This is a genomic window from Zobellella maritima, from assembly GCF_003075035.1.
Classification (GTDB): domain Bacteria; phylum Pseudomonadota; class Gammaproteobacteria; order Enterobacterales; family Aeromonadaceae; genus Oceanimonas; species Oceanimonas maritima.
On record NZ_QCZE01000001.1, the window covers coordinates 1,743,245 to 1,767,559 of the forward strand.

Below are 24,315 nucleotides of genomic sequence, written 5' to 3' on the forward strand. Positions count from 1 at the left end.
GATTACATGGGCGCATATTATACATTAGAGCCAGCCGGGTGCAATGTAGGGTTAACGCATCAACGAGGGTAATTTGACCAGTTCAACAGGAGACGTTCATTCCGGTTGCCGGCCAGCGCTGTCACCCCTTTGACCGGCCGTGTCGGAGCGCGGTTTCATTCCTACACGGCGTTCCCACGCGGAGCGAGGGAACGCCAACACAATGGCCATGATCATTATTGTCTCGCCGAGGCCATCGCTCCCACAGCTATCCCTTGTAAATCTTGGGATTGAATACATCCCGCAGCCAGTCGCCGAGCAGGTTGATCACCAGTACCAGCACCACCAGATAGATACCCGGAAAGGCGGTAATCCACCAGGAGCCGGAGAAGATGTAGCTGAAGCCCATGCTAATCAACGAGCCCAGCGATGGCTTGTCTACCGGCATGCCCAGCCCCAGGAAAGACAGGGCCGCCTCGCTCATAATGGCGTTGGCCACCTGTACCGTGGAAATCACCAGGATCGGTGACAGGCAGTTGGGCAGGATATGGCGAAACATGATGCGCACCGCCCTAAAGCCCATCACCCGCGCGGCCTCCACATATTCCTTTTTCTTCTCTGCCAGCACGGTCGCCCTGATGGTCCGGGCATATTGGGGCCATTCCGCCAGGCCGATAATCACCACCAACATCAGAACCGCATAGCGGGAGTAAAAATCCGAGCCAAAGGTGGCCTGAAACAGCGCCGAGACAATGATGGCGACCATCATGGTGGAGAACGACAACTGTACATCGGCGACACGCATCAGCAGGTTGTCGATGCGGCCGCCGAAGTAGCCGGCACAGAGGCCCACGACAATGCCGATCACCAGCTGCAGCGCCACCGCCCCCAGGCCGATGATCAGCGAAATCCGCGAACCATAGAGGATGGTGCTGAAGATATCCCTGCCCTGTACGTCTGTGCCCAGCCAGAAGCGGTCGTCGCCCATATCCAGCCAGGATGGTGGCAACTCGGAGTCGAGGATATCGATGGTCGCCAGATCATAGGGGTTATGGGGGGCAATCAGCGGCGACAGAAACGCCGCCGTCGCCAGCGCCACAAATACCGCGAAGCTGACCATGGCGACTTTGTCGCGCAGGAAGTGATAGATGAAATCCGACTGCTTGAAGCGGGCCCAACGGCCTGGGCTTGTTGCTGTATTCATGTGTTACCCCTTGGCGGCCAGGTTGACGGTCGGGTTCACCAGGCCATAGATCAGATCCACTATGGTATTGGTCACCACGAAGATAAAACCGACAAAGATCACATAGGTGGTGATCAAGGGCGTATCGACCCGGGTAATGGCTTCCAGGAACAGCAATCCGATGCCCGGCCACTGGAAGACGGTTTCGGTGAGTATGGTATAGGCCACCATGGTGCCGATTTGCACCCCGCCGACGGTGATCAGCGGCAACAGGGTGTTTTTCAGGGCGTGGATAAACCAGATACGATACTTGTCCAGTCCCTTGGCCCAGGCAAACTTGACATACTCGGCGCTCAGCTGCTCCAGCATCTCGGAACGCACCAGGCGGATAAACAGCGGCAGCATGATCGAAGACAATGCCAGACTCGGCAGGATAAGGTTGCGAAAGCCCTGCCAGTTGAACAGTCCCGAGTCCCATCCCAGGGGGCTGGTGAGCTCACCCCTGCCATAGGCCGGCAGCCAGCCGAGTTCGATGGAAAACACATACATCAGCAAGATGGCGGTCAGGAACACGGGCACCGAAATACCGATGATGCTGACGCCCATGATGATTTTAGACAAAGGGGATCTGGGCCTTATTGCCGAATAGACCCCCAGAGGTATGCTCAGCACGACAATAAGGATGCTGGCGCAGAACACCAGTTCCAGGGTCGCCGGCAGTTTCTCCAGGATAACCTCCAGGGTCGGCTTCTTGAAGAAATAGGAAGTACCGAAGTCCCCCTGCAGCACATTGCCAACAAAACGGCCGTATTTGACCATAAAGGGATCGTTCAGCCCCAACTCGGTGCGCATCTGTTGCCGAACCTCTTCCGACACAGACTGGCCCACCAGCTCGCGCAGCGGGTCTCCCAGGTTATCCTGGATCGAGAAGGCGACCAGGCTGATCACAAACATAACGATCAGGGCCTGGAACACCCGTTTCAATAAAAACGTCAGCATGATGTATTCCAATTTCAGGGAACCGGAAATGGGGATTGGGAAAGTCGTAGGTCGGCCATTGGACAGACCTGTAGTTAAAGCCGGGCCTGGGCCCGACCTACGGCAAGGTCCCTTATTCCTTTACCACCAGATCGCCCAGATAGGGGAAATCCATGGCATTGACAATCGGCTCGGCCTGCACATTGTCACGTGCGCCCCAGGCCAGGTTCTGCCAGTGCAGCGGAACGAAGGCCGCATCGTCGTGGAGCATTTTTTCGGCCTGCTGCAACATGGCTTCCCGCTTGGTGGTATCTGTTTCCAGGTTGGCGGCTTCTATCAGGCTGTCCAGCTCGGGGTTGGCATAGTGTCCGCAGTTGTACTGGCCGCGACCGGTTTCGCTATTGCGGGTCATGGTCAGGAACTCCGAGAAGTTGGCGGTATCCTCGGTATCCGAATGCCAGCCGATCATCAGCATATCGGCGGCGCATTTGTCGAATTCGGGCCAGTACTGGGCTACCGGCATGGTTTTCAGATCCACGTCGACATTGATGCGCGCCAGCATGGCCTTGACCGCCTCGGCGATACGGAAGTCGTTTACATAGCGGTTGTTGGGGGCAATCATGCTTACCTTGAAGCCGTCTTGGTAACCGGCTTCGGCCATCAGCGCCTTGGCCTTGTCCAGATCGAAGCGGGGCTTGAGATCGGGGTTATGGCCCAGATAGCCGGCAGGTGCCTGTTGGCCGGCGGTGGTGGCAAAGCCCCGCATGATGCGCTGCACTATCCCATCCTGATTGATGGCATAGTTGATGGCCTGACGCACCCGCACATCCCTGAACGGCTCGAAACTGTCCTGATTCATCTGGAAGGTGATGATGCGGGTGCCCGGCAGGGTCACCAGCTTGACACCATCGGCCGATTTAACCCTGTCGTGATCGTTGGGCGATACCGGCTTGATGAAATCCACGTCCCCGGCCAGCAAGGCCGCGACCCGGGTCGCATCTTCCTTGATCGGCACCAGGGTCATCTTATCTACATTACCCGGCGATGAGCTGTCCCAGTAATCCGGGTTGCGCTGGTACTCGACCTTGACGCCCTGCTGACGAAAGACCAGCTTGAAGGGCCCGGTACCTGAAGTATGGGTGGAAGCAAAGGAGCCGCCATGCTTGACCACTTCGGCCTTGTCCTTGCCATCCTCGGTGGTGCCGCTGTAAAACTTGGAGTCCATCGGGAAAATATAAGTAACGGTATTAAGTACCAGCGGATAAGGCCCCTTGGTCACGATCTCTATGGTGTGCTCATCTACCTTAACCACATCGGCAATCGGCTCGAATATGGCTTTGAAATCGGCAGAGCCTTTCAGGCGGTTAACGGTCCACACCACATCATCGGCGGTGAATTCGTTACCGGAATGGAACTTGACGCCCGGCCGCAGATGAAAACGCACCCTGGTATCGTCGATACGCTCCCACTTCTCCGCCAGCCGCGCTTCAAAATCAAAATCCTTGGTCCAGCGTACCAGGGGATCGAACAGCAGGTGCGACATCTCCAGGGTTGCTCCCGACAGCTGCTCATGAGGATCCATGGATACAGGGTCCGCATCATAGGCGATGGTAATATCGGCAGCCTGAACATTGAGAGCGAAACCGGCGGCAAACAGGGCGGCGGTTATCTTGTTGAATCCTTTTTTCATTTAACACTCCATCGACATCATTAACTTTGGCCAACAGCCATATCCGAAATATCCAGACCTTCCCGCGACATCCCCTTGAACTCAGGCATAAGGGAAATCAACGATCGGCTGTAGGGATGGCTGGGGGCGGTAAACAACTGCTCGGTTGGTGCGACTTCCACCAGGGTGCCTTTTTTCATCACCCCGACCCGGTCACACATCTGCCGGATTACCGGCAAATCATGGCTGATAAACAGCATGGTCAGCTTGAGCTCGTCCTGCAAGTCCTTGAGCAAATTCAATATTTGTGCCTGCACCGAGACATCCAGGGCCGAGGTCGGCTCATCGCAAATCAACAGCCTGGGGCGGGTGGCCAGCGCGCGGGCAATGGAAATACGCTGCCGCTGGCCACCGGAAAACTCATGGGGAAACTTGACCCCTGCATGACTGCCCAGGCCCACATGGTCGAGCAGATCCGACACTATCTGGCGAATCTGCGCCTCATTCCCGGCCAGCCGGTGGAAACGGATCGGCTCGGCGATAATATCGGCCACCCGCATCCTGGGATTGAGGGAGGAATAGGGATTCTGGAATACCATCTGCATCTGCCGGCGCAGGGGACGACGCTGCAGCTCGCTCTTGATGGCGGTCAGCTCTATGCCTTCGAACCAGATGTTACCGCTGTCGGGCGGATACAGGCCGGTAATGGCGCGGGCGATGGTCGACTTGCCGGAGCCTGATTCCCCCACCAGACCAAAGGTTTCCCCCTCGTTAATCTCAAAGCTGACATCATTGGTGGCCTGCAGATATTCCCGGCGGGAGGCGAATAACGAATCCTTGGTGACAAACCTGAGGTTACAGTGCTCGACACGCAGCAGGGCGCCTTCATAGCTGCGCTGATCCTGATTTTGACCCAACCAGTGCGCTTTCAAGTCAAGGGGGCTCATTTCCTTGGCATCTTCGATATAAGAGACCAGCGGAAAACGACGCAGCTTGACATCGGAACGGGGCACGGCAGAAATCAGGCTGCGGGTGTAGGCATGCTCAGGCACCCCAAGCACCTGCCCGGTAGGACCGATTTCCACCAAGCGGCCACGGTACATCACCGCCACCCGATCGGTCACATTCGATACCACCCCCATATCATGGGTAACCAGCATACAGCCCACGTTACGCTCCTTGCACAGGGTTCGGATCAAGGTAAGAATTTGATCCTGGATCGACACATCCAGTGCGGTCGTGGGCTCATCAGCGATAATCAGTTCCGGATCGCAGGACAGGGCAATGGCGATCACTACCCGCTGGCGCATACCGCCCGAAAACTGGTGCGGGTATTGTTTGATCCGCAGATCCGGCTCTGGGATGCCCACCGCATCAAGCAGGGAGATCGCCTTGTTCCTGGCCTGTTCCCGCGTCAGATCAGTATTGGCCAGCAGGGTTTCGACCATCTGATATTCCACCGTCAGCAGCGGGTTCAGGGAGGTCATGGGATCCTGAAAGATAAAACCGATGCGCCGACCCCGGATCTCCCGGATGGCGGACGGACCCAACCCGGAGATCAGCTCGCCGTCGAGATACACTTCGCCGCTGGCGATGTGTCCGGGCGGGCTGAGCAAGTCGATCACCGCATTGCCGATGGTGGATTTACCGGCGCCGGACTCCCCGACCACGCCCACGATCTCGCCTTTTTCGACGGCGAAAGACAGATCATCGACCGCAGCGACCACACCGTGACGGGAAGGGTATTCTATCCGTAGCTTTCTGACTTCTAGCAAGGCCATGCTTATCCTTATTCGGGGATCAACCCGATACCACATCCTTATTAATACTATAAATCAGTCACTTATGGCCAGGCTACCGACTACTGTCAGCGTCGGCCATGCAGTTGTCGACAACTGACTTCATCAAAATATAGACCTGATCCGTTATAGTTCTACCCAGAGGTAATAATAACAAAAAAGTAACATCTGAAAGCATTCTAAACCAGATAAGGTGGAAACCGGAACTTAAGATGTATGGACCAAGCTCACAAAATCAGTAATAAATTTCAACACAAAACATACAAGCAGAATTTATGACCATTACTTTACTACTAACGCACCATGGGTAGGCGCCAGTCAGCCAGCCATAAAGAGGCCTGGTGGTTAACATATTTGTTAAATTGGGGAGATTCTGAAACGCATCAGGCTCCCCTTCTGCTGCCGGCGGAAGGGGAGCCTGATGGTCAATAAAGGGAGGCGCCTCGGCTGTTTACCAGAACAGGACCAGTCCCTGCAGACAAACCCAGGCAAACAGCCCGGCGATCACATCATCCAGCATGATGCCAAATCCGCCGTGGATGCGCCGGTCGAACCAGCGGATCGGCCAGGGTTTTATGATGTCGAACAGGCGGAACAGTACAAAGCCGGCCAGGATCCACCACCAGCCCGTAGGGGCCGCTGTCATGGTGATGCCGAAGCCGATGATCTCGTCCCATACTATGGCACCATGATCGTGCCGACCAATAGCCCTGGTGGCCACATTACAAATCCAGATGCCGGCAATAAATCCCACCACCAACAGCGCCAGGTACCAGCCCAGCGGCAGCCCCTGTATCAGCCAGTACAGGGGAATGGCGGCAAGGGTACCCATGGTGCCCGGCATAACCGGGCTCAGCCCCGAGCCGAAGCCCAGGGCCAGCAGATGCACCGGATTGCTGAGCCTGAGCGGTGCCAATTCGGGTTTCCTCATGATGCGCCCCGAAAATGATCCCAGCCATTAAGCGGCATGCTGAACGGTTTTCCGTTATTAAGCAGTTCAATCGCCGGTTCACCGAAACCGATACGGCCGATACGGGTGAACTTGACACCGCAGTGGGACAAGGCCGTTTCCAGTTGCCCCCTATGTACCTCCGGCACGGTAAAGCACAGCTCGTAATCGTCACCACCGTTGAGCGCCAGCTGCCACGCCTGTTCCCGGGCCATTGAGGCCGTCATGGCTTCGCTCAATGGCAGATTTTCCAGTTCCAGCTGGGCGCTTACCCCTGATGCCTTCAGGATATGGCTCAGATCGGCCGCCAGCCCATCTGAAATATCCAGGGCGCTGGAGGCAATATCGCGCAGCGCCTGGCCCACCAGGATCCGCGGGTGGGGATGTTCCAGCTTGTTGCGTACAAACTCCAGGTAAGGTTCGGGTACGCTGAGCTCACCCAATGCTTGTTTCAGCCCCAGGGCCGCGTCCCCCAGGGTGCCGGTAACATAGATGCCATCACCGACCCTGGCACCACTACGTTTGAGACCCTTGCCCTCGGGTAATGTCCCCTTGACCGAAACGGTAATCGACAAGGGGCCGCGGGTCATGTCCCCGCCGACCAGGGCAACATTGTAATATTCCGCCAGTTCAAAAAAGCCGGCGCAAAAGCCTTTTATCCAGGCTTCATCGACACGGGGCAGGGTCAGGGCCAATGACACCCAACGCGGATCCGCCCCCATTGCCGCCAGATCCGACAGGTTGACCGCCAGCGCCTTATGACCCAGGGCGACCGGATCCATATCGGCAAAAAAGTGCACCCCGCTGACCAGGGTATCCGTGCTCACCGCCAACAGGGTCTGGGGTGGGACCTGCAGCAGGGCACAATCGTCCCCCGGTCCCATGACCACATCTTTGCGACCACTGTCGGTAGTAAAATATTGTTTTATTATGTCGAATTCATTCATAAAAAATGAAAGCCAGCAACAGCTGGCTTTTTCCCGTTCGATTTTGTTATTTTTTTAACTGCCGGACTACCTTGTCGAGCACGCCATTGACAAATTTATGGCTCTCTTCGGCAGCGAATGATTTGGCCAGCTCGATGGCCTCATTGATAACCACCCGGTAAGGCACGTCTTGACGCCGGGTCAGCTCGTAGGTGGCCAACCGCAACACCGCCTTGTCCACCATATCCAGATCGGCGAGCGGGCGGGATAAATAAGATGCAAACACCTCATCCAACTCGACGGCATGTACCGATACCCCAAACAGCAGATCTCGGAAATAATCCAGATCCACGCCCTTGGTGTCCTGCTCCAGCATAAACTGCTGGGCAATATCGGCCACATTATCCTTGGTCATTTGCCATTGGTAGATGGCCTGGGTGGCAAGACGGCGGGCTTTACGACGTTCAGACGGTTTCAATGCAGTACTCCTCTTAGTCCAGCTCGTGCAGGACGTTAATCATTTCAAGCGCACTCAGGGCCGCCTCGGCGCCCTTATTACCCGCCTTGGTACCAGCGCGCTCTATGGCTTGTTCAATATTTTCGGTGGTCAATACCCCGAATGCGATAGGCATTTCATGCTCCATCATCACCGCGGCCAGGCCCTTGCTGTTTTCGTTGGCCACCAGATCAAAATGATAGGTGCCACCACGGATCACACAACCCAGGGCAATGATGGCATCATAATTGCCGGTTTTGGCCAGTTTCTTGCAGACCAGGGGAATTTCCACCGCACCGGGTACCCGGATCAGGGTGATATTGTCGTCGGCTACCTGGCCCTGACGCTTGAGCACATCCAATGCTCCCTGCACCAGACTATCATTAATAAAGCTGTTAAAACGGGCGACCACGATCGCCACTTTGGCATTGGGGGCGGCGATTTGCCCTTCGATTACCTTCATGGGAATCCTTATCCGGATAGAAAAGTGCGCACATTCTAGCACAACCTGAGATTGGCAAAAGCCCAAGACAGGAAGGGAAACATGACAAACATCCGAAAGCAGCTGGAACTCAAGATTATCGAGGCAGACATCACCCGCCTGCAGGTCGATGCCATCGTCAATGCGGCCAATCACAGCCTGCTCGGTGGCGGTGGCGTGGATGGCGCCATTCACCGGGCTGCCGGCCCCGAATTGCTGGATCATTGTAAAACGCTGGGAGGTTGCGCCACCGGCCAGGCCAGGCTCACTCCGGGGTTCCGTCTGCCGGCCCGCTTCATCATCCATACGGTCGGACCTGTCTGGCACGGCGGTCACCAACAGGAGCCGGAGTTGCTCGCCTCCTGCTACCAGCAAAGCCTGGCGCTTGCCGAACAGCAGGGGCTGCACAGCATCGCCTTCCCCGCCATCAGCTGCGGTGTCTACGGCTACCCGCTGAAGCAGGCGGCGCACATTGCCGTGACCAGCATTCTCTCATTCGCCCCACTGGCCCACCAGCTGCAGCTGGTTTATCTGGTGGCCTTCGACGACAGGATGCGGACCCTGCTGGAAAACGCCCTGTCTGAACATGCGCGCTGAACGAAGCTTAACACTGTCAGCGTGATTTGCCGGCGGGCGCCTTTGACCGGTGCGCTCCGCCCCTACCCGCCTGGTGCTGTTTTTTAGGCCCCTGGCCCGATTCCCTGCGACCACCGGGAGCCGAGGTCCGCCGCCCAGCCCCTGTTAAACCGGTTTTATGCTGGGGACGCGGCGTTTTCCTGGCAGCCCTGGGTACATCCAGCACCGAGGCTTCCTCGGTTTTACTGGAGCCCTGCAGCATGCCGTTGATTATGGCCAGTTCCTCCCGACTCACTTCCCGCCACTGGCCGCCCTTGAGGCCGCCCAGGCCGATATTCATGATCCGGATACGCTTGAGGCTGGTGACATTAAAACCCAGGTATTCCGCCATCCGCCGGATCTGGCGGTTCAGCCCCTGGGTCAAGATGATATTGAAGCTGTTCTGACCAATTTTCTTTACCTTGCAGGGCTTGGTCACCGTATCCAGGATAGGCACACCCGCCGACATCTTCCTGATAAAATCATCGGTAACGGGTTTATCGACCGAGACCACATATTCCTTCTCGTGGGCATTGCCGGCACGCAGTATCTTGTTGACGATATCACCGTCGTTGGTAAGCAGGATAAGCCCGGAGGACGGCTTGTCCAGCCGACCGATGGGAAAGATACGCGCCTTGTAGTTGACCGCATCGACGATATTGCCGGGAATCGCCCGATCCGTGGTGCAGGTAATGCCCACCGGCTTGTTATAGACCAGGTACACGGCTTTGGGCTTGGCGCGCAGGGGCTTGCCATTCACCCTGATCTGGTCGGCATCCGATACCTTCACCCCCATGCCGGCCACCTGACCATTGACCATCACACAGCCCTGCTCGATTAAACGATCGGCTTCACGGCGTGAACAGATGCCGGTTTCGCTAATGAACTTGTTTAAGCGGGTGCCGCCGTTGTCGGTCGTCATAACACCAAGGTACTCCTGTCTGTGCCGTCGGCCCCCATGGGCCGGCCCTGTCGCGGGTAAAATGTCAGCTTGCCCGCATCACAAGCGGCGAGGTGAAAAAGGGGCAGTCTAAAGGCGCCCTGCAATGGCGGCAAGTCCAATCGCCGACGGCCGCTTCCGGTCAGGCTCAGTGACGTAGCGGGAAATCGGCAATTACGATTGATCCTTGCCGGGGCGACGCTGTTCGGCCAGAGCCTGCCAGCGTGGCTGGGTCGTACCTCGCTCCGGTGCCGGCCAACCTTCTCGCTGGGCTGCACGATCACCGTCGATAGACTCGGTCTGATCATGCAGCAGACATACCCGGGTGTCATAAGGCATGTCGATACCCGCCTCATCCAGCGCCAGCTTGATCGCCTTGATGACGGCGGCATGAACCTGAGTGACATCGGAACGGCGACTACTGGTCCACCAGCGTACCCGCAGGGTCACCCAGCTCGCCGCCAGATCCCAGGACAACACCTGAACCGGCGGCTCAGGCTCCACACCGGCTATTTTGCTCACGGCAACGCGAATGACTTCACTCGCCCGCTCGATATCATCACCATAGCCGATGCCCACATCATACTGACTGCGGCGCTTGTCATGGGCGGTTTTAACCAGCACCGCATGGGTGTAGATATCACTGTTCGGGATAACGATACGCTGGCCATCATAGGTCTTGATGATGGTCGCCCGGGTCTCGATCCGCTCGACCGTGCCTTCGTGGCCATTGACTTCAATCTGGTCATTGATCTCGAACGGCTGGCGCAACAATATCAGTAACCCGGCCAGCCAGTTCTGCAATATATCCTTGAAGGCAAAGCCGATGGCCACCGAGCCGACGCCGAGACCGGCGATCAAGTCCCCCGGGTTCAGGGTAGGTATCACTATGGTTGCCGCCAGCAGAAAGCCCAGCAACACCATGGCCCATTTGATAAAACCACCGAGAACCTCTCCCAGGTTCTCCCGACCTCGCCGAGCTGTTTGCCGCCGGATCAAGCGCCGGCCCAGCACACCCAGACCATAAAACAGCGCCAGTACCACCAGGGCCAGAAAAATATTTGGCAGCAGGCGGATACCACCGTCTACCCAGCTGTCGATCCGCTCCAGTATCACCCCCGGGTCGACGTCGACTCGTTGCGGTACATCCTGGAACTGTCCCTCCCGAGTCTCCGCCTGCTCCGCCATACTTGCCTCCTTGTTAACACGACTTGCCGGTCTCGCCGACATCAGAGGAGCATGCTGGCGGCTTTCGGGCATAGACATGAGATAAACAAAGCTTATGTGTGAGCGAACCACTTCGCCACAGCGATGTTGCTCCATAAAGCGGCTCCAGGCATAGGTGCAGGGTGTAAAAGACCGCTAAATGACATAGAGTAGGTGAGCGATTGTTTTGCCCATAACGATAGCGGGTGGGCCGCTTGTGAGTAAATCCGCAAGCAAACCCGCCCTCCCCACTTCTGTCTTGTTATTCCGGAGTTCTTTATGCTGCCAGAACGGCGCGGCGATCTGTTGATTTTAAGCGCAACCCTGCTGGCCTCCGCCGGCTGGCTGTTTTCCAAGGAGGCGATCCAGGGCCTGCCACCCGCCGGATTTGTAGGCTGGCGCTTCATACTGGCGGCCCTGCTGTTGTTGCCGTTCTGCTACCGGCAGCTACTTGCCATCCCCCGGGCAAACCTGTTCAAGGCCGCCGCCATCGGGCTGGTGATGGCCCTGAATCTGATTTTATGGATTCAGGCGATCTCGCACAGCGAAGGAATAGGTGAAGGCGCCTTTATCATGAGCCTGGCGATGCTGATGGTCCCGCCCCTCGCCTGGTTGTTGTTCAGGGAGCGACCAAACCGGCAATTCTGGTTGGTCTTGCCCATCGCCGTCACCGGCCTTTTTTTACTGACCATGGGCACCGGCCTCAGCCTGTCTATGAGTCAGTTGCTGTTTTTATTGGCCTCTCTGTCGATGGCGCTGTATTTCAACCTCAACAGCCGGTTTGCCCGGCGTATCCCGCCCATGGCGCTCACCTGTATTCAATTGGCGGTAACCGGGATAGCGAGCCTGCTCTATTCCGGCCTGCTGGAAAGCTGGCCCGCTCAGATCCCTCCTCATACCTGGGGCTGGTTTGCCGCCAGCGTGCTGCTCGCCACTTCGTTGCGCTTTGTCTGCCAGAGCATGGGCCAGAAGTACAGCAATGTGGCAAATGCAGCCATCATCATGATGCTGGAGCCGGTATGGACCGTCCTGATCAGCGTATTCTGGTATAACGAGCAGATGCCGGCGCAAAAAATGATTGGTTGCCTGCTGATCCTGCTGGCCCTGATCGGTTACCGCAGCCGCAACCTGCTGGTCTGGTATCGCAACCGCCGGGTGGTAAACATCAGTAAACAGGGTTGATGGTCTGCGGCCAACCACCCCGGGATCCGGGCTGCCACAAGGGTCATGTTTCGGAGGGGCTTGTTGTGGAAGGGGCGACTCCGCCGCAAAGATATGTGGCACAATTCATTTCAACGGCCCGAGGCCGGACACCCGCGGAAGGAGTGCCGGTCCTGTTACGCCCTGCCACTCGGCTTCAGCCGACCCGCTCCTTTCACCAGCAGCAGCACCAGGGCACCGGCCAGTATACCGCCAATACCATTCAGCAGGGTGGGCGCCGCCCAGGCCAGGGCATCACCGATCAGCGGTACTTGCCGGCCATGATGCGCCCATTGATGGATCAACGCCTCGGCACCGGGGAGACCGTGCAGCAGAATGCCGCCCCCGACCAGAAACATGGCGGCGGTGCCTACCACGGACAGGCCTTTCATCAGGTAGGGGCAGGCCGACAGCATGGCCAGCCCCAGGCCACGTACCATGCCCGTCTTACGACTCAGGTAAAGGCCGGCATCATCCAGCTTGACGATGCCCGCCACCAGCCCATAGACCCCAACGGTCATCAGCAGGGAAATACCGATCAGCACCGCCACCTGTTGGCCGAAACTCACCCCGGCCACCGTCCCCAGGGTGATCACTATGATCTCGGCCGACAGGATAAAGTCGGTGCGGATGGCGCCTTTGATCTTGTCTCGCTCGAGGACCACCATATCGACCGACTCGTCTATCTCGGCCAGCCTGGTGTGCTCGCCCGCGTGCCGTCCGAAAGAGTGCACCAGCTTTTCCACCCCCTCGAAACAAAGAAAGGCACCGCCCAGCATCAGCAGGGGTATGATGGCCCAGGGTGCCAGGGCACTGATCAGCAGGGCTGCCGGTACCAGGATCAGCTTGTTACGTAGCGAGCCCCTGGCCACCGCCCAGACCACCGGCAACTCTCGCTCGGCCCGTACCCCGGATACCTGCTGGGCATTGAGCGCCAGATCGTCTCCCAGCACGCCCGCCGTCTTTTTGGCCGCAACCTTGGTCATCAGCGACACATCGTCCAGCATGGTGGCGATATCATCGATCAGAGTTAACGGACTGGCACCGGCCATAACTGGCCTCCTCTGCTCAGGCTTTGGGAATCAATGGCTGACCGGCAAATTCAACGCCCGGCCAGCCGGTTTTGATAAAGTTGCGGATATTCTGATGATCGCTGCCAGCGGGATGCTGAAGCACATCGTGCCGATAGAAGGCACCGAAGCAAGCCAGGGTCTGTGGCTCGGTCAGGTCCTGCAACCGGGCAAAGGCAAACAGCTTGCAGGAACCGTTGTTCTGCCCGGCCTCGTTGCACAGTTCGCCATTGGTAAAGGCGGTAGGAGTGAACTCATAGAGGGCGTCAATGACCGCCATGGTGTCACTGAATTCGATGGTTTCGGGGTTGTTGTGCAGTTTGTGTTGTAATTCGCTCAGGTTCATCCTGTGTCCTTGATGGTATGTTTTAGAAATATCTCACGATTTAAATAACTGATTCAAATACCGCACCATTTCGAAACAGAAGCCAGGACTCGATAAGCAGACCCTCCGCGCCATGGGGCAACTTGCTGCCTGCGCCCGGTTTTACGACTGACCGAACTTCCGGTTCGCAGCAGGAGTAACATCAGGGGGCCTTGACCACGGCGATTCTGCGTTCGAGCCTGATTTCTGTAGCACAATGAGGAACTGTTATTTAAGGCATCGGCCAAAGGGCCCACACCGCCGGCTCGCTATGCCTACCTCCGTATACGCCCTATGGTCATCCATAAAACAGAAGGTCGGCAGGGCTGTTCTCTTTGTCCTCATTAAAGCGCGGCTGTCGCCTGTCTTGCCCACAGGCAGTCAGCTCATCAGTCCTGCAACTGCAGGCAGCAGCGCAGGAAACGGGCGATATCGGCAATTTCGGCGGCGCAGACACTGTGCTCCATCGGGTAGACATGGTATTCGGGCACAAACCCCATCTGCTGTAATCGTTGGCAGGCCTGCTCGCCCAGCAGCTCCGGCACCACGCCGTCCTGCGTACCATGCAGGATCTGGATCGGCAGATACCGGTTGGCTTCATGGGGCTCCAGGCTGTCGGCGGTGGCCAGATAGGTGGACATGGCAATCAGGCCAGCCAGCGGCTTGTTATAGCCGAGGGCCGCTTCAAAGGCGACGGCGCCGCCCTGGGAGAAGCCGGCCAGCACGATGCGCCGGCTGTCGATACCCTTTGCTATCTCGCGCTCTATCAAGGCGCGCACCGCCGCGGCCGATGCCCGCAACTGCACTTCATCCACTTCCCGCTCCAGGCTCATCGCCAGAATGTCGTACCAGGCTGGCATCTTGTAGCCACCGTTGACGGTCACCGGTATCTGCGGCGCATGGGGAAAGATAAAACGCACCGCGCTGCCTTCGGGCAGTTTCAACTCGGGGACGATGGGGACGAAATCATGGCCGTCGGCGCCCAGGCCGTGCAGCCAGATCACGCTGGCGTCCGGGTTCGGACCGGTTTCACGCTCTACGCAGGGTAAATGGTTCATCTGATGCTCCTGATATGTCCGTTAGTCATGGGTAAACACCCGCATTTCCACCACTATGACCGGCTCGGCGGCCCTGAGCTCGTATCGTTCGCCCGGCTCCAACAGGATCAAGCGGGGCTCGGTGCCATGCAGGTACAGAAAAACCCGACCGGAGGACTCGACACTGCGGTCCTGGTGCGCGTCCAGCCTGTGTACCTCCACCTCGCTCCGGCCCCAGTTCCGGTTGGTCATGACATTGAAGTCCAGGCATGTTGACGCCAGCAGATCACAGTGGATAGCCTGTTCACCGGCAAAGGAAATCGGCTCGAACGGGCGGTTTAACCGTACGGGCTCCTTATCGTCAATGGAAAGCCTGAAACCGCCCCCCTCGACCAGCATCAGTACCCGATCGATGTCCGGATAACGGGAAAAGGGACCGCTTTGTCCCACCTTTGCCATGGAGATCCTGAAATCAAATTCATCACCGCCTTCCGGCCCGGCAACGCGGTAAAGCTCCCGGGTTACCCCTCCGCCATTTTTCCAGGGCATATCGGTAAAGTCGGCCGGTCCCAATATTCTCGCCATACAGGATTTCCTTCATAGATGGACTATTACATCAAAGGCGGCTAACAGGTCGCCCTGGAATAAGTAATCTGAAAGGCCGCCATCAACCGATAGAAAAGGGGATGACAACGGCGCAGATGCAGCGGAGTTAAAGAATGATACGGCTGAACTGTATCTTGGGTTTGATATCGGTAAACCTGACGACATCCGCCATGATCTCCGCGCCATGAGGCGCGATGGCATTCTGAAATGCCTCGATCGATTCGAACAACTGGTGGCACATCACCCGATAAGGCGCGCTGGCTCCCGGCCTGCCGCCGCCGATGCCCTGCTCTACCGTCACCTGTTTCAATACCTCCCCCAATCGCGCCTGCAGCAAGGGAATATGGTGGTCGCGGTAGTAATCCATATCAAACCGGCTTCCCTCGCTGTTGGCATACAGTACGCTTACCCTGATCACTACCTGGCTACTCCTTGTTACCCTTATTATGCTGAGCGGCGGCTCGCCTGGCGCTAGTGTCCAGACAAGCCGCCGGCTGGTCCCTTTACTCGGTAATATAGTCCACCACTTCCAGGCCGAAACCGGCCAGGGCATGGTAACGCTTAGGCGAGCTGAGCAACCTCATCTTGCCCACACCGACGGCCTGCAATATCTGGGAACCCACGCCCACCCGGCGGGATGTTCCCTGCCATTTGGCACCTGCGGGCCGTTCGCCCCTGTCGACCGCCTCGAACATGCGCACCATCGACAGCAGATGATCCGGAGTTTCCTCCTTGCCCAGGATCACCAGCACGCCGCCCTCGTTGGCGATGCGCTCCATCGACTTGCCGAGCGGCCAGGTGCGGGCCGTAGTACGGTCGGACATCAACACATCGGTAAACACATCATGGATATGCACCCGAACCAGGGTCGGTTCATCGGTATCCACCTCGCCTTTTTTCAGGGCAAAATGGATCTGGTTGTCGATGGTATCCCGGAAGGTAATCAGCTCGAACTCACCGTATTCGGTAGGCAGCTTGCAACGTGCCACCTGCTCTATGGTCGTTTCATTCTGGTTACGGTACTCGATCAGATCGGCGATGGTGCCCAGCTTGAGGCCGTGCTGCTCGGCAAATTTTTCCAGGTCCGGGCGACGGGCCATGGTACCGTCTTCATTGAGGATCTCGACGATGACGGACGCGGGCTCTACCCCGGCCAACCGCGCCAGGTCGCAACCGGCTTCGGTATGGCCGGCGCGAGTCAGCACACCGCCATTCTGGGCCTTGAGCGGAAACACATGGCCGGGCTGCACCAGATCGGTGGGTTTGGCATCGGCGGCCACGGCGGCCTGTACGGTGCGGGCCCGATCGGCGGCGGAAATACCGGTGGTCACCCCTTCGGCGGCTTCAATCGATACGGTAAAAGCGGTAGAAAACTGCTCGGTATTGCGGCTGACCATCTGGGGGATATCCAGCTGACGGCAGCGGGCCTCGGTCAGGGTCAGGCAGATCAGTCCCCGACCGTATTTGGCCATGAAGTTGATATCTTCCGGGCGTACGTGCTGGGCGGCCATGATCAGATCGCCTTCATTTTCCCGGTCTTCATCATCCATCAGGATAACCATCTTGCCCTGCCGGATATCCTCGATAATCTCCTGGGTACTGCTTAACTCCATCATGTTCTCCCGTTTATTTCATAAAGCCGCTGGCAGCCAGGGTCGCCAGGGTCAGCCCGCCACTCTGTTCCGGGTTACCGGCAAGCAAACGCTCCAGATAGCGGGCAATAAGATCAACTTCCAGGTTGACGCTGCGGCCCACCTGCCATTCCTTGAGTGTGGTTCCCGCTAAGGTATGGGGCACCAGCGTTAATTTAAAGGCCGAACCGGACACTTCGTTGACCGTCAGGCTGATCCCGTCGACGGTAATGGAGCCTTTTTCGGCGATATAACGGGCCAGTTCATCGGGTGCCTGCACCCACAGTTCCAGCGTGCGTCCCAGCTGGGTGCGCTTGCTGACCCGCCCCACCCCGTCCACATGGCCGGACACCAGGTGCCCGCCCAGTCGGGTCGTCGGCAGCAGGGCCTTTTCCAGGTTGACCGCCTGTCCCAGGCGGTAGTCGGCAAAGCCGGTGCGGTTGAGGGTTTCGCCGGACACATCGGCGCAGTAATAGTCCTGACCCAGCTCGGTTACCGTCAAGCAGACGCCATTGGTAGCAATAGAGTCCCCCAGTTTGACGTCGGACAGATCCAGTCGGGGACAATGAATATTGACCACCGACTCACCACCCTTGTGATTGACGGCGGCCAGGGTGCCGGTGGTTTCGATTATGCCGGTAAACATCAGTTTTTCACCTTAGCGGTTATTTTTATATCTGGCCCCAGCCGGCGACAGTCACTGAACGACAGCTCGGGTACCTGGGCCATGGCTTCGAACTCGGGCAGCTCAAACAGCCCCCGGGCGGGATGGCCCATCAGTTTCGGTGCCTGATAGAGGATCAGTTCGTCCACCAGCCCCTGGGTCAGCAGGGCGCCGCAAAGGCGGGCGCCGGCCTCGACCCACAGGCTATTGATTTGCCGGCGACCAAGCTCGTCGAGCAGGGCGTCCAGCCTCACCTTGCCGTCCTCGCCCCGGGGCAGGCTGCATTCTTCCACCCATTTGGGCAGGCCGCCGGTGACGGCTCCCCGAATCAGCAGGATCGGGCTCGGAATATTGAATAGCGCCAGATCCGGGGTCAGCCGGTTCTGGCCGTCGATGATTACCCGCAGCGGCTGGCGCAATCGATCTTGCGGATAATCGCCGCACAGCGAGACCGGCAATTCCTGCCAGCGCACATTGAGCGAGGCATTATCGGTCAGCACCGTATCGGCGCCGGATAGCAGGGCGCAACTCAGGGCCCTGTGTTTTTGCACGTCGCGTCGGGCATCCGGACCGGTAATCCATTTGCTCTGGCCGTTGGCCAGGGCGGTACGTCCATCCAGGCTCGAGGCCAGCTTGACCGTGACACGGGGACGCCCGGTTTGCATCCGGTGAATAAAGCCGGTGTTAAGCCGGGCGGCCTCGGCGGCCATCAGGCCGTGTTGGGCCTGGATGCCGGCGTCACGCAGCATGGACAGACCACGGCCGGCCACCTGCGGATTGGGGTCGACCATGGCTGCCACCACCCGGGCCACGCCGGCATCGATCAGCCCCTGGGCACAGGGCGGGGTGCGGCCATGGTGGGAGCAGGGCTCCAGGGTGACATAGGCAGTGGCACCCCGTGCGCGATGACCGGCCTCACGCAGGGCGAATACTTCGGCATGGGGGCCGCCGGCCTGTTGATGGAAGCCCTCACCGACCAGCTCGTCATCCTGGACCAGCACACAACCTACGGCCGGGTTGGGAGAAGTGGTAAAACGGCCCAGGCGGGCCAGCTCCAGGGCCCGGGCCATCCAGCGGGCATCTTGTTGGCTGAACACTTATTGCTCCAGTCGGGCTATTTCTTCGCCGAATTGGCGCAGATCTTCAAAACAACGGTACACGGAAGCGAAACGGATATAGGCGACCTTGTCGAGCTGCTTGAGCTCCTCCATTACCAGGTTGCCGATAAGCTCGGAGGGGACTTCACGCTCGCCGGTGGCGCGCAGCTGGGACTCGATACGGCTGATCGCCTGTTCGATGGCCTCGGTACTCACCGGACGCTTTTCGAGGGCACGCAGCATGCCGCCTTCGAGCTTGTCTTCGTTGAAGGGCTCGCGCACGCCCGTGGTCTTGATCACCCGGGGCATCACCAGCTCGGCCGTCTCAAAGGTGGTGAAACGCTCCTTGCAGGCATTGCATTCCCGCCGCCGGCGTACCTGCAGGCCGTCGCCCACCAGGCGGGAGTCGATCACCTTGGTATCGCTCGCGTTACAGAAGGGGCAATGCATGGTGCCTCCATAGGAAAAATCGAAACCCGGACTCATTGATTAGCGGTAAGCTTGCCATAGCCGAGGCCAGGCGCCAAGCCTCACGGGCCCTATCAATAAAAATGCCGGCCACAGGGCCGGCATTGCTCATTTAGCGTGTAACGCGAGTTTAAGCGTAAACAGGCTTGCGAGCGCAGATTTCCAGCACCTGCTCCTTCACGCGGGCGATGGTGGCTTCATCGTTGATGTCGTCGAGCACATCACAGATCCAGCCGGCCAGCTCGCGTACATCGGCCTCATCGAAACCGCGACGGGTCACGGCCGGAGTACCGATACGGATACCGGAGGTCACGAAGGGTGAGCGCGGATCGTTGGGCACCGCATTCTTGTTGACGGTAATGAAGGCGCGGCCCAGGGCGGCGTCGGCTTCCTTACCGGTAATGCCCTTGTCGATCAGGTCCAGCAGGAACAGGTGGTTGTGGGTACCGCCGGAAACGACTTTGTAGCCACGCTGCTGGAACGCATCCGCCATGGCCTTGGCGTTTTTGGCAACACGACCCTGGTATTCCTTGAACTCGGGCTCCAGGGCTTCCTTGAAGGCCACGGCCTTGGCGGCAATGATGTGCATCAGGGGGCCGCCCTGACCGCCGGGGAAGACGGCGGAGTTCAGTTTCTTTTCCAGATCTTCATCGTTGGCGCCGGAAATGATCAGGCCGCCACGGGGACCGGCCAGGGTCTTGTGGGTAGTGGTGGTGACCACGTGAGCATGAGGAACCGGGTTCGGATAATGACCGGCGGCAATCAGGCCGGCAACGTGGGCCATGTCCACCATAAACCAGGCACCAACCTTGTCGGCGATTTCACGCATGCGAGCCCAGTCGACGATACCGGAGAAGGCGGAAAAACCACCGATAATCATCTTCGGCTTGTGCTCAACCGCCAGACGCTCCATTTCCTCGTAGTCAATCACGCCTTCGTCGTTGATGCCGTAGGGGATGATGTTGTACATCTTGCCGGAGAAGTTGGCAGGAGAACCATGGGTCAGGTGACCACCGTGCGCCAGGTTCATACCCATCACGGTATCGCCGGGCTTGACCAGGGCCATGAACACGGCGGCATTCGCCTGAGAACCGGAATGGGGCTGGACGTTGGCATAGGTGGCGCCGAACAGCTGCTTGGCACGCTCGATGGCCAGCTCTTCAACGATATCAACATATTCACAGCCGCCGTAGAAACGCTTGGCCGGATAGCCTTCGGCATACTTGTTGGTGAGCTGGGAACCCTGGGCCTGCATAACGCGCGGGCTGGTGTAGTTCTCAGAGGCGATCAACTCGATATGCTCTTCCTGACGACGAGTCTCATCGCTGATGGCCTGCCACAGTTGTGGATCATAATCGGCGATATTCATCTCACGCTTTAACATCCGTTTCTCCTGACTTATGGGGTTGTCACTGAAAATGAGAGTGTACCCCCAGAAAACGTTCCGGCCTAGCCCCAGATCGCGGCTTATCAAACTTTTTTTATATTTTTGTTTAAAAGTTCACAAAAAGTTTAAAGGTGACCACAAATCACTCAGTTGACAGCCGGGCCCGGCCCGAAGCTTTACCTTGCTGTTGCATATGAATATGGTGACCAAAGTCGCTAGAATGAGAGCATTGACTGCCGCCCGCGGGTATCGACTCCACAGGACCGCTGGACCAGGCCCCCCCCAGATGCCGAGGAGAATATGCAAGACTTTAAAGTTACCTCCCACCGCCGTGCCGAACTGTATCACTGGTTTACCGCCCTGTTTGCCGCCCCCCTGGCAGAAGACGAGATCCAGGAGTTTGACGGCCACGACATGCATGCGTTCCTGACCAGCCTGGCCACCCTGGATCCGATGAAAGAGGCAGCCGAAGCCTTTCGTATCCAGGCCGGACGGGTGTTGCAACAGCCACAGCCGCACGCCGGCCTGAACCGCCAATACCAACAACTGTTTGGCAGAAGCCCTTCGCTGCTGGACAGCTCACGCCTGGCCCAGGCCGATGATGAAGCGCTGATCCTGATGTCGGTGCTATTAAAGCAACACGGCACCCGGCTGCCGGACGACGATCCCCTGAACCTGTGCAACCAGCTGGAGATGATGGCCACCCTGGCCATGGCTTCCTGCCAGGCCGGACAGGAAAGCGCACGCCAGGCTCTGCTGGACCAGCAGCGGGAACTGGCCAACCAGCTATTGATCGGCTGGCTGCCGGTCTTTGTCGAAGCCTGCCATCAACGAGACAGCACCGGTTTTTACAGCGCCGCCGCCGACCTGCTGCAGGCCATGTTCAGCATGGATCTGCATTACCTGAATAATGTGGCGGAATAGATGCGATACGCTAAAAACAAACGACCCGAAGCATCTCCCGAAACCCGGGATGAGGCCGAGCGTATCGCCCGCGCGACCCAGAAGCCCGGCCAGACCAAGGAGCAGACCCGGCTGATTGCCCAGGGCATTCGGAAAGGCATTGAAGAATACAAGAAGCAGCAAAAAGCCAGGGCCCGCGCCGCCGACCGGGCCAGGAAGCAGCAGACCAGGATCAATCAGGATGCGAATGAACAGGAGTCGATGACTCCCGAAGTCACGCCGCAGAATACCAACGGCTCCTATCGGAGCCTGCTACCCTGGCTGCTATTACTGTTGAGCTGGTTGGGATTCGGCCTGTATTACTGGCTGAGTCTCCCCACTGAGCCATAAGGAGCCGTTCCATGTCGTTGTTATTGCCCGAGATCCTGCATACCCAAAGCGGCCAGATCCGTCAGGTAGGGGTGGAGCTGGAGCTGACCGGGCTGAGCCTGTCACAGCTGACCCGGGCAATCACCGACACCCTGGGGGGCACCGTCCGACCGGTGTCGGCCTATGAAATAGAAATTGTCGGCGGCCCCTTCGGCACCTTCCGGGCGGAGCTGGACTTCGACTACCTGAAACGCCTGGCCAGGGCCCAGGCCGAACAGCAACCGGGGGATCTGGAACAGGTTGCGACCGACATGCTCGGCGAGTTGGCCCATCAACTGGCTCCCCTGGAAGTGATCAGCCCGCCGCTGCCGCTGAATGAACTGGAGCCGCTTGAGCGGCTGTTCACCCGCCTGCGGCAAATGGGGGCCAAAGGCACCCGCCACGCCCTGCATTATGCCTTCGGCCTGCATCTCAACCCGGAGCTGCCCGATCTATCGGCCGAGACCTTGCTGCGCTATTTCAAGGCCTACCTGTGTCTGCACGACTGGCTGGACAGCCGGGAAGCTTTTGCTCCCGCCCGCAAGATTTCGCCTTTTATCCGCGGCTTCGGCAAGGACTATTGCCGCCAGGTACTGGCTCTGGGCTATTGGCCCGACCTGGCCCGTTTCACCGACGACTACCTGGCCGACAACGCCAGCCGTAACCGGGCGATGGATCTGCTGCCGATACTGGCCTGGCACGATGAGCAAAAGGTCCGCCGGGCGGTGCGGGACGGCAAGGTCGGCCGGCGCCCCACCCTGCACTATCGGCTGCCCAACTCGGATATCGACAACTCGGCCTGGAGCCTGCGGCACGCCTGGGAAGGCTGGCTGCAGGTGGAATCCCTGGCCAACGACAGTGCCCGACTGGATCAGGTGTGCCGCCATTATCTCGTCCACCTCGATAATCTGACGCCGGACTTTATCGCTCCCTGGAAGACCAAGGTCGTTCAATGGCTCCGCTAATTGGGGTCACAGGCCCTGACAGCCGGCTGCCACTGGCCTGGTGGGCGAGTCGCTGCGCCATCCGAATGGCCGGCGGGCGCGCCCTGCACCTGACTCCCAGTACCTTCCAGGAGCATAAAAGGGACCAGCTGCAGGGGCTGATCATCGGCGGGGGAGACGACATAGATCCCGGCCTGTACGGCAGCGACACCGGCAGGGCCCCCAGTGACCCGCTACGCGACGCCTTTGAAATCGACCTGCTGGAACATGCCCTGCACACCCGCCTGCCGGTGCTCGGCATCTGTCGGGGCGCCCAGCTGCTCAATGTGGTGCTGGGGGGCTCACTGCACCCGGACATACGTCCGCTGCGCCGACATACCTCCAACCGGCGCACACCGCTGGCACGCAAAACGGCCATCGGCTGCCGGCAGGGCCACCTGCAGGATATCATCCGGCAACCCAGATGGCGCATCAACAGCCTGCATCATCAGGCCATCGATCGCCTGGGCGAGGGGCTGGCGGTGGCCGCCCGGGATCTGGACGGCTTTGTGCAGGCAGTCGAGTCAACCGGCGATCATTATCTGCTGGGGGTGCAGTGGCACCCCGAATATCTGCCCTACCTGGCCCACCAGCGGCGGCTGTTCCACCGGCTGGTCCAGCTGGCCAGCCGTTCCGAGCCGGAGCCTCTGGATGTTTGATTTTATGCTGGTGTTCGCCAGCAGCCTGTTGGCCGCAACCATAGCGCCCTTCTATTCGGAAGTGGTACTCGCCGCCGTGCTCACCCGCCAGCCCGATGCGGCCGTGCTGTTGTGGCTATTGGCCAGCACCGGCAATACCCTGGGCTCGGTGGTCAACTGGTGGCTGGGCAGTTACCTGCTCCATTACCAGCACAGGCGTTGGTTTCCGGTCAAGCCGGTGCAACTGGCCCGGGCCCAGTACTGGTTTCAACGCCTGGGGGTCTGGTCTTTGCTGTTCGCCTGGGCACCGGTGGGGGGGGACGCGCTCACCTTTATCGCCGGCATCATGCAGGTACGACTGCCGTTGTTTGTCACCCTGGTCTTTATCGGCAAGGGGCTGCGTTACCTGATCGTGATTTATTTTGCCGAACAGCTGCTGCTGTAAATAATTTGTCAAGCCCCCTGCCACCCGGCGCGGGGACTCAATTTTTGAGCATTCGATAGCGCGGCCTGTCAATCCGGCAAAATTCATCAACATAGGCGCAACAACTGCTTGTATAGTATTGCCAACATGTTGCTTTTTAGCCGAAAGTCTAATTGAGTGAAATGGCCTTCTGGGTCACCTTGTTAACCAATGG

The 24,315-nt window shown here is 58.5% G+C and carries 27 protein-coding genes; 7 read left to right on the forward strand and 20 right to left on the reverse strand.

The genetic code is table 11. The features are described from left to right. Nucleotides 1-247: 247 nt before the first annotated feature. The 8 genes from DCS96_RS08060 to ribH all read right to left on the reverse strand — a co-directional run bounded on the left by DCS96_RS08060 (nt 248) and on the right by ribH (nt 8,442). Nucleotides 248-1,183 (reverse strand): ABC transporter permease, encoded by a 936-nt coding sequence (locus DCS96_RS08060; protein ID WP_116473778.1) that lies wholly within the window; start codon nt 1,181-1,183, stop codon nt 248-250. Nucleotides 1,184-1,186: 3 nt separating this feature from the next. Then, nucleotides 1,187-2,161: an ABC transporter permease gene (locus DCS96_RS08065; RefSeq protein ID WP_116473779.1), complete on the reverse strand. Its 975-nt coding sequence runs from the start codon at nt 2,159-2,161 to the stop codon at nt 1,187-1,189. A 112-nt stretch (nt 2,162-2,273) separates the two neighbouring features. After that, nucleotides 2,274-3,830 (reverse strand): ABC transporter substrate-binding protein, encoded by a 1,557-nt coding sequence (locus DCS96_RS08070; protein WP_116473780.1) that lies wholly within the window; start codon nt 3,828-3,830, stop codon nt 2,274-2,276. Between the two features lie 20 nt (nt 3,831-3,850). Further along, nucleotides 3,851-5,590 carry a dipeptide ABC transporter ATP-binding protein gene (locus tag DCS96_RS08075; RefSeq protein ID WP_116473781.1) on the reverse strand — a complete coding sequence of 580 codons (1,740 nt, stop codon included), beginning with the start codon at nt 5,588-5,590 and terminating at the stop codon, nt 3,851-3,853. 469 nt (nt 5,591-6,059) lie between these two features. Beyond that, nucleotides 6,060-6,539 carry a phosphatidylglycerophosphatase A family protein gene (locus DCS96_RS08080; RefSeq protein ID WP_116473782.1) on the reverse strand — a complete coding sequence of 160 codons (480 nt, stop codon included), beginning with the start codon at nt 6,537-6,539 and terminating at the stop codon, nt 6,060-6,062. Further along, complete coding sequence (gene thiL, locus DCS96_RS08085) at nt 6,536-7,504, reverse strand: thiamine-phosphate kinase (protein ID WP_116473783.1); 969 nt, start codon at nt 7,502-7,504, stop codon at nt 6,536-6,538. Before thiL ends, DCS96_RS08080 begins: the two co-directional genes overlap by 4 nt. A gap of 46 nt (nt 7,505-7,550) precedes the next feature. Further along, nucleotides 7,551-7,961 carry a transcription antitermination factor NusB gene (gene nusB, locus DCS96_RS08090; protein ID WP_116473784.1) on the reverse strand — a complete coding sequence of 137 codons (411 nt, stop codon included), beginning with the start codon at nt 7,959-7,961 and terminating at the stop codon, nt 7,551-7,553. 13 nt (nt 7,962-7,974) lie between these two features. Then, complete coding sequence (gene ribH, locus DCS96_RS08095) at nt 7,975-8,442, reverse strand: 6,7-dimethyl-8-ribityllumazine synthase (RefSeq protein ID WP_116473785.1); 468 nt, start codon at nt 8,440-8,442, stop codon at nt 7,975-7,977. Nucleotides 8,443-8,523: 81 nt separating this feature from the next. Between ribH and DCS96_RS08100 the strand changes: the two genes are divergently transcribed. Then, complete coding sequence (locus DCS96_RS08100) at nt 8,524-9,057, forward strand: O-acetyl-ADP-ribose deacetylase (RefSeq protein ID WP_116473786.1); 534 nt, start codon at nt 8,524-8,526, stop codon at nt 9,055-9,057. Nucleotides 9,058-9,073: 16 nt separating this feature from the next. Here DCS96_RS08100 and rluF read toward each other — a convergent pair whose 3' ends face one another. Both rluF and DCS96_RS08110 read right to left on the reverse strand, forming a co-directional pair. Further along, complete coding sequence (gene rluF, locus DCS96_RS08105) at nt 9,074-9,997, reverse strand: 23S rRNA pseudouridine(2604) synthase RluF (protein ID WP_116473787.1); 924 nt, start codon at nt 9,995-9,997, stop codon at nt 9,074-9,076. Nucleotides 9,998-10,189: 192 nt separating this feature from the next. After that, nucleotides 10,190-11,203, reverse strand: coding sequence for a mechanosensitive ion channel family protein (locus DCS96_RS08110; protein WP_116473788.1), 1,014 nt, complete (start codon nt 11,201-11,203; stop codon nt 10,190-10,192). Between the two features lie 297 nt (nt 11,204-11,500). On the opposite strand from DCS96_RS08110, the gene DCS96_RS08115 reads away from it, so the two are divergent. Beyond that, a complete protein-coding gene (locus DCS96_RS08115; RefSeq protein WP_116473789.1) occupies nt 11,501-12,403 on the forward strand; it encodes a DMT family transporter in 903 nt (300 codons plus the stop codon). Nucleotides 12,404-12,558: 155 nt separating this feature from the next. Here DCS96_RS08115 and DCS96_RS08120 read toward each other — a convergent pair whose 3' ends face one another. The 10 genes from DCS96_RS08120 to glyA form a co-directional block, all read right to left on the reverse strand. Further along, nucleotides 12,559-13,473, reverse strand: coding sequence for a DUF808 domain-containing protein (locus DCS96_RS08120; protein WP_116473790.1), 915 nt, complete (start codon nt 13,471-13,473; stop codon nt 12,559-12,561). Between the two features lie 16 nt (nt 13,474-13,489). After that, nucleotides 13,490-13,837, reverse strand: a complete 348-nt coding sequence (locus tag DCS96_RS08125) for a HopJ type III effector protein (protein WP_116473791.1) — start codon at nt 13,835-13,837, stop codon at nt 13,490-13,492. Nucleotides 13,838-14,244: 407 nt separating this feature from the next. After that, nucleotides 14,245-14,913: an alpha/beta hydrolase gene (locus DCS96_RS08130; protein WP_116473792.1), complete on the reverse strand. Its 669-nt coding sequence runs from the start codon at nt 14,911-14,913 to the stop codon at nt 14,245-14,247. 21 nt (nt 14,914-14,934) lie between these two features. After that, nucleotides 14,935-15,477, reverse strand: coding sequence for a HutD/Ves family protein (locus DCS96_RS08135; RefSeq protein ID WP_116473793.1), 543 nt, complete (start codon nt 15,475-15,477; stop codon nt 14,935-14,937). Nucleotides 15,478-15,604: 127 nt separating this feature from the next. Continuing rightward, complete coding sequence (locus DCS96_RS08140) at nt 15,605-15,916, reverse strand: EthD family reductase (protein ID WP_116473794.1); 312 nt, start codon at nt 15,914-15,916, stop codon at nt 15,605-15,607. 85 nt (nt 15,917-16,001) lie between these two features. Further along, nucleotides 16,002-17,111 (reverse strand): bifunctional 3,4-dihydroxy-2-butanone-4-phosphate synthase/GTP cyclohydrolase II, encoded by a 1,110-nt coding sequence (ribBA, locus tag DCS96_RS08145; RefSeq protein WP_116473795.1) that lies wholly within the window; start codon nt 17,109-17,111, stop codon nt 16,002-16,004. Nucleotides 17,112-17,124: 13 nt separating this feature from the next. Beyond that, nucleotides 17,125-17,775, reverse strand: coding sequence for a riboflavin synthase (locus tag DCS96_RS08150; protein WP_116473796.1), 651 nt, complete (start codon nt 17,773-17,775; stop codon nt 17,125-17,127). Next, entirely contained in the window at nt 17,775-18,890 is a 1,116-nt protein-coding gene (ribD, locus tag DCS96_RS08155) for a bifunctional diaminohydroxyphosphoribosylaminopyrimidine deaminase/5-amino-6-(5-phosphoribosylamino)uracil reductase RibD (protein WP_116473797.1), read from the reverse strand. Before ribD ends, DCS96_RS08150 begins: the two co-directional genes overlap by 1 nt. Then, nucleotides 18,891-19,340: a transcriptional regulator NrdR gene (gene nrdR / locus DCS96_RS08160; RefSeq protein ID WP_116473798.1), complete on the reverse strand. Its 450-nt coding sequence runs from the start codon at nt 19,338-19,340 to the stop codon at nt 18,891-18,893. A gap of 148 nt (nt 19,341-19,488) precedes the next feature. Continuing rightward, nucleotides 19,489-20,742 carry a serine hydroxymethyltransferase gene (glyA, locus tag DCS96_RS08165; RefSeq protein WP_116473799.1) on the reverse strand — a complete coding sequence of 418 codons (1,254 nt, stop codon included), beginning with the start codon at nt 20,740-20,742 and terminating at the stop codon, nt 19,489-19,491. Between the two features lie 303 nt (nt 20,743-21,045). Between glyA and DCS96_RS08170 the strand changes: the two genes are divergently transcribed. From DCS96_RS08170 to DCS96_RS08190, 5 genes are read left to right on the forward strand one after another with little or no spacing between them, the layout of a single operon-like run. Further along, nucleotides 21,046-21,669, forward strand: coding sequence for a molecular chaperone TorD family protein (locus DCS96_RS08170; protein ID WP_116473800.1), 624 nt, complete (start codon nt 21,046-21,048; stop codon nt 21,667-21,669). Continuing rightward, nucleotides 21,670-22,038, forward strand: a complete 369-nt coding sequence (locus tag DCS96_RS08175) for a DUF2956 family protein (RefSeq protein WP_116473801.1) — start codon at nt 21,670-21,672, stop codon at nt 22,036-22,038. It begins immediately after the preceding gene. A gap of 11 nt (nt 22,039-22,049) precedes the next feature. Then, a complete protein-coding gene (locus tag DCS96_RS08180) occupies nt 22,050-23,021 on the forward strand; it encodes an amidoligase family protein (protein WP_116473802.1) in 972 nt (323 codons plus the stop codon). Further along, complete coding sequence (locus DCS96_RS08185) at nt 23,009-23,698, forward strand: gamma-glutamyl-gamma-aminobutyrate hydrolase family protein (RefSeq protein ID WP_116473803.1); 690 nt, start codon at nt 23,009-23,011, stop codon at nt 23,696-23,698. The genes DCS96_RS08180 and DCS96_RS08185 overlap by 13 nt, the downstream gene beginning before the upstream one ends. Next, nucleotides 23,691-24,122, forward strand: a complete 432-nt coding sequence (locus DCS96_RS08190; RefSeq protein WP_116473804.1) for a YqaA family protein — start codon at nt 23,691-23,693, stop codon at nt 24,120-24,122. The genes DCS96_RS08185 and DCS96_RS08190 overlap by 8 nt, the downstream gene beginning before the upstream one ends. The last annotated feature ends 193 nt before the right edge of the window (nt 24,123-24,315 follow it).